Here is a 7,676-nt window from a genome sequence, read left to right as displayed (position 1 = left end):
CGTCAAAAGCTGGCGGCCAGCCCCACCGACACCCCGGAGACATTGTTGCCAAACACATAGCGGGCGACGAGCCGGGTGCGGGTGATGAACACATCATATTTGCTGGAATCCAGCTCCAGCCCGACCCCGAGCGAGGTCAGATAGTCAAACCCCAGCGCCCCACGCAACTGGCCCAGGTATTGCGTATGGGCAAACTCCAGCACATAGCGCACCGGCCGATCCAGCGCGGTCATCCCGGTGGGCGCGCGGTAGCGGGCCCAGACGCCCAGGCTTTGTGCCACTGCACGCCCCTCTACGGCGGCATTGCTCTCAAAACTTTGCAGCACGATATTGGAATAACGCACCTCTACTTCCTGCTCGCGTTCCGGTTTGAAATCCTCATACACCAACATCAGCGAGCCACCCAGCCCAAAGGCATTGAGTGAGCCCCCATTCACAAAGCTGATATCCCGATCGGTCTTGTGGTTGATCAGCCATTGCCCGGCCGTGAGGTCACTGACGACCTTACCCAGGGCAATGTTGAAAATAGGCCGGATCTTGATGTATTCGGACACCGGGAAATCCCAACCAATCCCGCCGCTGACATCACCGGTATTCCAGCGCAATGGCAATTTCCGGTCCTCTGCACCATCGGTGGCGACAAAGGTGGGGTCATAACGGGTGTAGGCCGCCAGGCCTTCCAGATACAGCGGTACCGAGTCGCTGATGGTCGCGCCGCCGCCCAGTTGGGTGGACCACAAACCCGGGTTGCCGGAACTGCCGTTGTTAATGGATAGCGAACTGGTGGTGACGTCCGGCACGACGGCGTAGCCGATCAAGGCCACCACGGCATTGGCCTGGCGCTGGACATCTGCACCCACCACCCGGTAAGGCAGAATCGGATCGGCCTGTGCCGCAACACCGCAACACACGCTGATCAGCAGCAAGCCCGCTTTGCACAAACGGGCTGACCCATGGGCGGCGCTGATGCTGAAACGGTGCATGGGCATGCTTTACTCCAGGAGGTTGTGCGAGCCAACAAAACCTGACGCCGCGACCGGCAAAGGCCCCGACACTGGCGGGGCCTTTGGCAAGGGACTTCATCCGGCCAGTGGAAACTCAATCTCCGCTGGGCATGGGCAGGTTGAAGCCTTCTTTGGCCAGGTTATCCCGCACGTACTGGAAGCGCATGTATTGGGTGAGGGTGATCGGGCCGGTATACGCTTCACCTTGCGGCTTGCGTGGCGGGTATTTCACGTAGGTCGCCATCAGCTTTTTAACCTCTTCATTGAACACTGGCAGTGTCCAGGTGCGTTCGGTGTAGTTGTTCATGAACAGGTCATAGCGCTCTTGCGGGTCTTGCCAGAGGTCAAAAATCTGCGGTACGGCAGCCACGTAGGAAGAAGCGCCTTTCCAGCCCAGATTGGAGTCCACCGCCAACCCGCCGGTGGCGGTACCGTCGCTGCCGCGCAAGTTGTAAACCGCCTTGTAGTTACCCACCCGCACCGCACCGGGGGAGAGTTCATCTTCAGTGAAGTAGAACCAGGTATTACGGGCCGATTTGCCGGTACCAAACAGTTCGGGCGACATATCGTAACTATCAAAAATGATGGGCTTGCCTTCACGGTCATTGACCGGCAGTTTGACGCCGGCCATGGCGGCAAAGGTGGCCATCAGATCAAGACCGCCATTGATCTCGTGATTGCGGGTATCTGCCTTGATATGGCCTGGCATCCACGCAATGGCGGGCACGCGGCTGCCACCTTCCCGGTCCGTACCTTTGGTGCCACGGAACGGGGTATAACCCGCGTCAGGGTAGACATCCTGCCAAGCGCCATTGTCTGTGGTGAAGAACACCAGCGTGTTTTTATCCAGCCCCAGCGCGCGCACTTTATCCATGATCCGGCCAATGCGGGCATCCAGTTCGACCATGGAATCGGCGTACTTGGTCTTGGACATGGATTTACCGATGTAATCCGGATCAGGCATGTTGGGCTGGTGGTTTTTCATGAAATTGATGCTCATGAAAAACGGTTTGCCGGAGCTACCGTTTTGGTCCAGATAATTAATGGCTGCTTTTTCGACATAGCGATCAAAGAACGGAATGCCCACCACGCCAGGTTTGCCATCGACAACCGGGGTATCGACGTACTGACCATTGACCTTGAACTCTTCCACTGGTTTTTCACCGGCCTTGCCAGACAGGGCGCCGCGCGTCACTTTCTGGAACATCGCACGCAGTTTGGGATCCATGTCCGGAAACCAGGTGGTGTCGGCATAGGTATACGCGTTCAGGTGATACAGCCCGACGTATTTCATGTCGTCATAGCCCTGCGCATTGGGCAGCGAATAATCAGCCTCGCCCAAGTGCCATTTACCGGTAAAAAAGGTCTTGTAGCCCCCGGTTTTGAGTACCGAAGCCAGGGTCCATTCCGCTGCCGGTAACCCGCCCCCCTGGCCCTGGAAGGCAACTGTGGTCATCCCGCTGCGGTTGGGAATGCGCCCGGTCTGCATGGCAGCACGCCCCGGGGTACAACTGGGTTGACCGTAAAACGAATAGAACGTCATGCCTTCTTTGGCCATCTGGTCGATGTTGGGCGTAGGCATGCCGCGACCCTCGCCACCACCGTATGCGCCCAGATCGCCATACCCGGTATCGTCAGCGACAATCAGGATGATATTGGGTTTATCTGCTGCATAAGCTGCCGGGAACATCAGGGCAAGAAAAAGACTGATGCAGAACAGCAAGCAATGCCTGGCTTTGGTATGTGACAACATGGTCTGGCTCTCCAACGGATCAATGATGGATACAGCAGAACACCAGCAAGCAGCTTGCTGCCGGTAGACCGGGAGACGACCGCCGTTGGCTCCATTCAACTTAGCCAGGCTTTCAAACTTTGTTGGAAATTCAAGCAAACCAGGTGCCGGAGCGCCCGGCCAGACTATTTGCCCATTGAAGACGCCAGGCTCAACAGGTTCTGCGGCACAACGCGGATCAGCCCTTTGCGCGGGCTGTCGATATCGGCGATCAGCATCAGAGAGATGGCAATCGTTAACGGCATGATTGCCAGTAGCCGGGTGCTGGTCTTGGCCCCGTGCGCGCCATAGCCGACCAGAAAATTGCAAAACAGCCCCAGCACAATCATGAGTGCCCACGCCTCAGCAGGAATCCGGTTCCACCAGGCGGCCTGCGTGTAGCCCTGGGTATTGATCACGTCATTTGCGCCGGCCACAGCCAACGCGGTGACTGGATTGGGGCCGCTCTGGGTGCCATCTCGCGCGGCCATCCAGATGCTGTTTTGTAAAATGGCAGTCTGCTTGTTGTGGGCGGCGAGGGCCGCCTCATCCAGCGGCGAATAATAAAGAATCCGTTGTTCCAGATATTGCTTGAGCAAGGTGCGCATCTGCTGCGCCTGGGCGGGAGCCAGTAAATCTGCCCGCAAATACTCTGTGCCAATGGCGTTGGCTTCTTCCTCTTCATAGTTTTTGCGCTGGTCATAGCGGCCGACCGCCATGGACAAGCTAAAACCAATCACCAGAGCCAACAGGGTCAAGGCCGCAGACTGTACGGTACCGAAGTCAGCGCGGACCTCATCGTCCTGCAGACGCTCTTTGTGCGTAAAGCGGGCGCCCAGCAAGGCCGCCAGAAACATGAAAACCAATGCCACAACAAAGAAAATCAGCGGGCGATCGATGAGTTGAGCCATGGTTACCCTTTCTGGTGAAGGCGGGAGGTTGCTGGCCTCAAAGGCCAGGGTTTCCGGAATTATAGAAACCCGTGCCGCAATCGCTGGCATTGTTAAAACCTGCCGGCCGCAACAGGTGTTTCTGTCAGGCTGACGCAACGGGGGTGTGTGGGGAAATGCAAAGACACAGAGGCGGCCAGGTGGGGCGGCGCGTCAGCGGAGAGGTCGGCGTGGAAAACAAAAAAGCCACCCCGCAGGGTGGCTTTTTTGCTGACTTTCTGGAGGCGCGAGCCGGAGTCGAACCGACCTACACGGATTTGCAATCCGGTGCATAACCGCTTTGCTATCGCGCCAGAAGCACTGGCAAAAAAGGGAAAGTCATTGCTTTCCCTTTTTATGAATATCTGGAGCGGGAGACGAGGCTCGAACTCGCGACCTCAACCTTGGCAAGGTTGCGCTCTACCAACTGAGCTACTCCCGCATAGTTGCCGGGCACAAAAACGATACAGTGGAGCGGGAGACGAGGCTCGAACTCGCGACCTCAACCTTGGCAAGGTTGCGCTCTACCAACTGAGCTACTCCCGCACTGTTTCGCTGCTGTGCTGCAACGAGGAGCGCATTATGGCCGGGCCACCTGGGTGTGTCAACACCTGTTTTTGAAGAAAACCGAAAAACGGTGCTTTACCTGACATACCAATATGCTAATCTGGCTGACCCGGTATTGCATTGCGGGATTCGCAATGCGCAAAAAGTACCGTGGCGACAGAGAGTTGCGTCAATTTGTGGCGCAGCAGACCCACCGTCAAGCCCGTTTGCGGGATAGCCCGCAAATTTTTACATGGAGGAACGCCATGTCACGCCGCGTCGTTACGCTCGCGCATTACTATACCGAGCCCCACATCCAGCAAATGGCCGATAAAGTCGGCGATAGTCTGGAACTCTCCCTTTATGCCAAAGAATGTGAAGCCGACACCATTGTGTTTGCCGGTGTGCGTTTCATGGCTGAAACCGCCAAGATTCTGAACCCGCAAGCCGAGGTGATCCTGCCGGATCGCGGCTCGACCTGTTCTTTGGTGACCCAGACCGATGTCACCGCCCTGAAAGCCTGGCGCGAAAGCTATCCGGATCACGTGCACGTGTCGTATATCAATTCCTCAGCCGAGCACAAAGCCCTGTCTGACTGGATTGTGACCAGCCGCAACGTGGACGACATCATTGCCCATCTGTATGCCGAAGGCAAAAAGGTCATCTTCTCGCCTGATCGCAATATGGGCGCGTATCTGAACTTCCAGTATGACTACGACATGCCGTTGTGGTCGGCCGTGTGCGAAGTACACGACAAGTTCAACCAGGCTGCGCTGGATGAAGCCTTTGCTGCCATTAGCGGCGACAAATATCTGATCGCCCACCCGGAAAGCCCGTTGCCGGTGCTGCAAAAGGCCGATTACGTCGGTTCGACCTCCGGCATGCTGGGCTGGATCAAGGCGTATCACAGCGCGCCGGATGCCACCATTTTTGTGGCGACGGAAGACGGCATCCTCTACAACATGCGCAAGGCCCGCCCGGACCTGAAGATTGAACAAGCCCCCATTTACGCGGGCTGCCAGTGCAATCAGTGCCCGTACATGAAGCTCAACACGCAACAGGCGGTAGAGCGTGCGCAAGCCGGGGAGGGTATCCGGATTGACTATCTGACCGAGGCGCAAATGGACGCCGCGCGCTTGCCGATCGAGCGCATGCTGGAGTTCAGCCAGCGCTACTATCAGTGAGCGTAAAGATCGAAGAGGGCTGTTGCGACAGCCCTTTTTCAATGGATGCCGCTTGCCGGCAGACGAAGAGAATGGTGATTCATGCGTTTTGACTACCTGGTTTTCATTGGCCGTTTTCAGCCAGTACACCTTGGCCATATGAAGGTGATCGAGGCCGCCATGCAACAGGCCGGCAAGCTCATCATCATTTGCGGTTCCGCCCGCCAGGCGTTGAGCCCGCGCAATCCGTTTACCCAGGATCAGCGAGAAGACATGCTGCGCGCGGCTTTGCCGGCTGAGTGGCAAGACCGCGTGTTTCTGGTGGGCTGTTCTGACCGGATGTACAACGATCAGCAATGGGTGACCGAGGTGCAGAACCTGGTCGACAAGGTCATCGCCGTGGATACCGCCAATGTGGGCAGCCGTGAGGCGCAGTTTCGCATTGGCGTGATTGGCAGCCCGTCCCGTCGCCACACCTGGTATCTGGATCTGTTCCCGCAGTGGGAACGCGTCGAGGTGGAAGACGAGCCGGATATTGATGCCTCTCACATTCGCCAGGGCTTGTTGTGTGACGGGGGCAAGCACTTTGCCGACTACGCCCGCAAATTGCCGGCCGCTGTGTATGGCTGGCTGGAGCAGTTTCGGAGTGGCGAAACCTGGCAGACGCTGGCCGACGAATACCGCTGGTTGCAGGACCACAAAAAAGCCTGGTCTGTCGCGCCATACCCGCCCACCTTTGTGACCGTGGACGCGGTGGTCATCCACTCGGGCCATATCCTGCTGGTTCGGCGTCGCAACTTGCCTGGACGCGGCTTGTGGGCACTACCGGGTGGGTTTGTGAATGAAGATGAACCGGTGCGCGACGCGGCGATTCGGGAGTTGCGTGAAGAAACCCGCTTGAAGGTGCCCGCGCCGGTGCTGGCAGGCTCTATCCGTGCCAACCGGGTGTTTGACCACCCGCGTCGCAGCCTGCGCGGCCGTACCATTACGCATGCGTTTTTGATTGAACTGACCCCGACGGGCGATGGTTTACCCAAAGTGCGCGGTGGCGACGATGCCGACCGGGCGCGCTGGGTGCCGCTGTTTGAGTTCACGCGGATGGAAGCGCAGTTGTTTGAAGATCACTTTTATATTGTGAACTGGTTTCTGGGGCAGATTTAGGGGCATGGGACTCTGACGGCAATACATCTTTGCAAAGGGCACAGGTCCCTTGTCTGATTCGGATCGACAGGACGTTTGCGGCAGGGCAAATTATCGCCGCCTGGACATCTGCAAGCATGTTGAGGTTGATTAACCACTTCGTCATTCCCGCGCAGGCGGGAATCCAGCCGCAATGCCTGATAAACAACCTGCCGTTTACATCCTTGCTAATGCCAGAAACGGCACGCTCTATATTGGTGTCACATCAAATCTATTACAGCGCATGTGGCAGCATCGTGAATCTGTGATAGACGGGTTTACCAGTCAATACGAAGTCAAAACCCTGGTCTGGTATGAAATGCATTCGACGATGGAAAGCGCAATTTGCCGGGAAAAGGCACTCAAGAAATGGGAAAGAAGCTGGAAGTTGCGGTTGATTGAAAAGACCAACCCGCAATGGTGTGGTCTTTGGCCGCAAATCATTGGTTTGACTTGATCATGCTTGCGAATGGCGCAACTGGATTCCCGCCTGCGCGGGAATGACGAGGTGATGTGCTGGAAGTGTTGGTTGTTGTGCCCGGCGGGCACACGCTGGCTAACCGCCAACCGCCAACCGCCAACCGCCAACCGCCATTTCCAAATCCCTTACCGCCGCATCGCCCCGCCTCCGCTGGGCCATTGCACAAACTTCCAGTCCTGATAACTGTTCTTGTTGGCAAACGTGGCATAACTGGCGGGGAAATTATCCTGCTTGAGCGGCTTGTCCGTCGACTTGCTGTACACGCCCATAATGCCGCCGCCAGGCGCGGCAATATACAACCAGTCTTCGCCGGTGATGGGGTCTTTGTAGGGTTTGCGCAGAAAACGGCGAGGGAAGGGCACGCGCGGGTCGGAGACCAGATCATCCAGCGTTTTGGGATATTGCACCTGCTGGCCGGCGGCAGTCTGGGCAATGTAACCGGCGAGGGCGTGGCCGATTTCATCGCCTTCGATCAACAGTTCCTGCTCTTTCAGGCGGCGGATGCGGGTTTGCCAGACATCGGCTACCTCAGCCAGGTAAATGCCGGTGATCAGCACCATCATCAGCGCCCAGGCATAGGCAAACCCCCGCTGGCGGCGCATT

General features: G+C 57.3%; 7 protein-coding genes and 3 tRNA genes. 3 read left to right on the top strand and 7 right to left on the bottom strand.

The window, feature by feature from the left end; all coding sequences use genetic code 11:
* Positions 1 to 2: 2 nt before the first annotated feature.
* The 6 genes from HNQ50_RS07755 to HNQ50_RS07730 all read right to left on the bottom strand — a co-directional run bounded on the left by HNQ50_RS07755 (position 3) and on the right by HNQ50_RS07730 (position 4,250).
* Positions 3 to 989 (bottom strand): hypothetical protein, encoded by a 987-nt coding sequence (locus HNQ50_RS07755; RefSeq protein WP_221303069.1) that lies wholly within the window; start codon positions 987 to 989, stop codon positions 3 to 5.
* A gap of 109 nt (positions 990 to 1,098) precedes the next feature.
* A complete protein-coding gene (locus HNQ50_RS07750; protein WP_184099307.1) occupies positions 1,099 to 2,757 on the bottom strand; it encodes an arylsulfatase in 1,659 nt (552 codons plus the stop codon).
* A gap of 164 nt (positions 2,758 to 2,921) precedes the next feature.
* Complete coding sequence (locus tag HNQ50_RS07745; protein WP_184099305.1) at positions 2,922 to 3,686, bottom strand: bestrophin-like domain; 765 nt, start codon at positions 3,684 to 3,686, stop codon at positions 2,922 to 2,924.
* A 258-nt stretch (positions 3,687 to 3,944) separates the two neighbouring features.
* Positions 3,945 to 4,018: transfer RNA gene (locus HNQ50_RS07740), tRNA-Cys, on the bottom strand.
* Between the two features lie 52 nt (positions 4,019 to 4,070).
* Positions 4,071 to 4,146: transfer RNA gene (locus tag HNQ50_RS07735), tRNA-Gly, on the bottom strand.
* Positions 4,147 to 4,174: 28 nt separating this feature from the next.
* A tRNA-Gly gene (locus HNQ50_RS07730) sits at positions 4,175 to 4,250 on the bottom strand.
* 266 nt (positions 4,251 to 4,516) lie between these two features.
* Between HNQ50_RS07730 and nadA the strand changes: the two genes are divergently transcribed.
* The 3 genes from nadA to HNQ50_RS07715 all read left to right on the top strand — a co-directional run bounded on the left by nadA (position 4,517) and on the right by HNQ50_RS07715 (position 7,049).
* The gene (gene nadA, locus HNQ50_RS07725) at positions 4,517 to 5,434 is read left to right on the top strand and encodes a quinolinate synthase NadA (protein ID WP_184099303.1); all 918 of its coding nucleotides are present in this window, start codon (positions 4,517 to 4,519) and stop codon (positions 5,432 to 5,434) included.
* A gap of 81 nt (positions 5,435 to 5,515) precedes the next feature.
* On the top strand, positions 5,516 to 6,574 hold the full coding sequence (locus tag HNQ50_RS07720) for a bifunctional nicotinamide-nucleotide adenylyltransferase/Nudix hydroxylase (protein ID WP_184099301.1): 1,059 nt from the start codon (positions 5,516 to 5,518) through the stop codon (positions 6,572 to 6,574).
* Between the two features lie 172 nt (positions 6,575 to 6,746).
* Entirely contained in the window at positions 6,747 to 7,049 is a 303-nt protein-coding gene (locus HNQ50_RS07715; RefSeq protein ID WP_184099299.1) for a GIY-YIG nuclease family protein, read from the top strand.
* Between the two features lie 149 nt (positions 7,050 to 7,198).
* Here the strand turns inward: HNQ50_RS07715 and HNQ50_RS07710 are convergent, their stop codons facing one another.
* A complete protein-coding gene (locus HNQ50_RS07710; protein ID WP_246428637.1) occupies positions 7,199 to 7,675 on the bottom strand; it encodes a type II secretion system protein in 477 nt (158 codons plus the stop codon).
* Between the last annotated feature and the right edge of the window lies 1 nt (position 7,676).

Source organism: Silvimonas terrae, from assembly GCF_014202765.1.
In the GTDB taxonomy this organism is placed as follows: Bacteria; Pseudomonadota; Gammaproteobacteria; order Burkholderiales; family Chitinibacteraceae; genus Silvimonas; species Silvimonas terrae.
Note: the sequence above shows the minus strand (reverse complement) of the source record. Positions and strands in the feature narration are given on the sequence as shown.

Excerpts from the sequence above, each read along its gene's own strand:
- HNQ50_RS07715 (WP_184099299.1), top strand. The coding sequence starts at position 6,747 with ATGCCTGATAAACAACCTGCCGTTTACATCCTTGCTAATGCCAGAAAC.
- HNQ50_RS07710 (WP_246428637.1), bottom strand. The coding sequence starts at position 7,675 with ATGCGCCGCCAGCGGGGGTTTGCCTATGCCTGGGCGCTGATGATGGTG.
- HNQ50_RS07720 (WP_184099301.1), top strand. The coding sequence starts at position 5,516 with ATGCGTTTTGACTACCTGGTTTTCATTGGCCGTTTTCAGCCAGTACAC.
- HNQ50_RS07750 (WP_184099307.1), bottom strand. The coding sequence starts at position 2,757 with ATGTTGTCACATACCAAAGCCAGGCATTGCTTGCTGTTCTGCATCAGT.
- HNQ50_RS07755 (WP_221303069.1), bottom strand. The coding sequence starts at position 989 with ATGCCCATGCACCGTTTCAGCATCAGCGCCGCCCATGGGTCAGCCCGT.
- HNQ50_RS07745 (WP_184099305.1), bottom strand. The coding sequence starts at position 3,686 with ATGGCTCAACTCATCGATCGCCCGCTGATTTTCTTTGTTGTGGCATTG.
- nadA (WP_184099303.1), top strand. The coding sequence starts at position 4,517 with ATGTCACGCCGCGTCGTTACGCTCGCGCATTACTATACCGAGCCCCAC.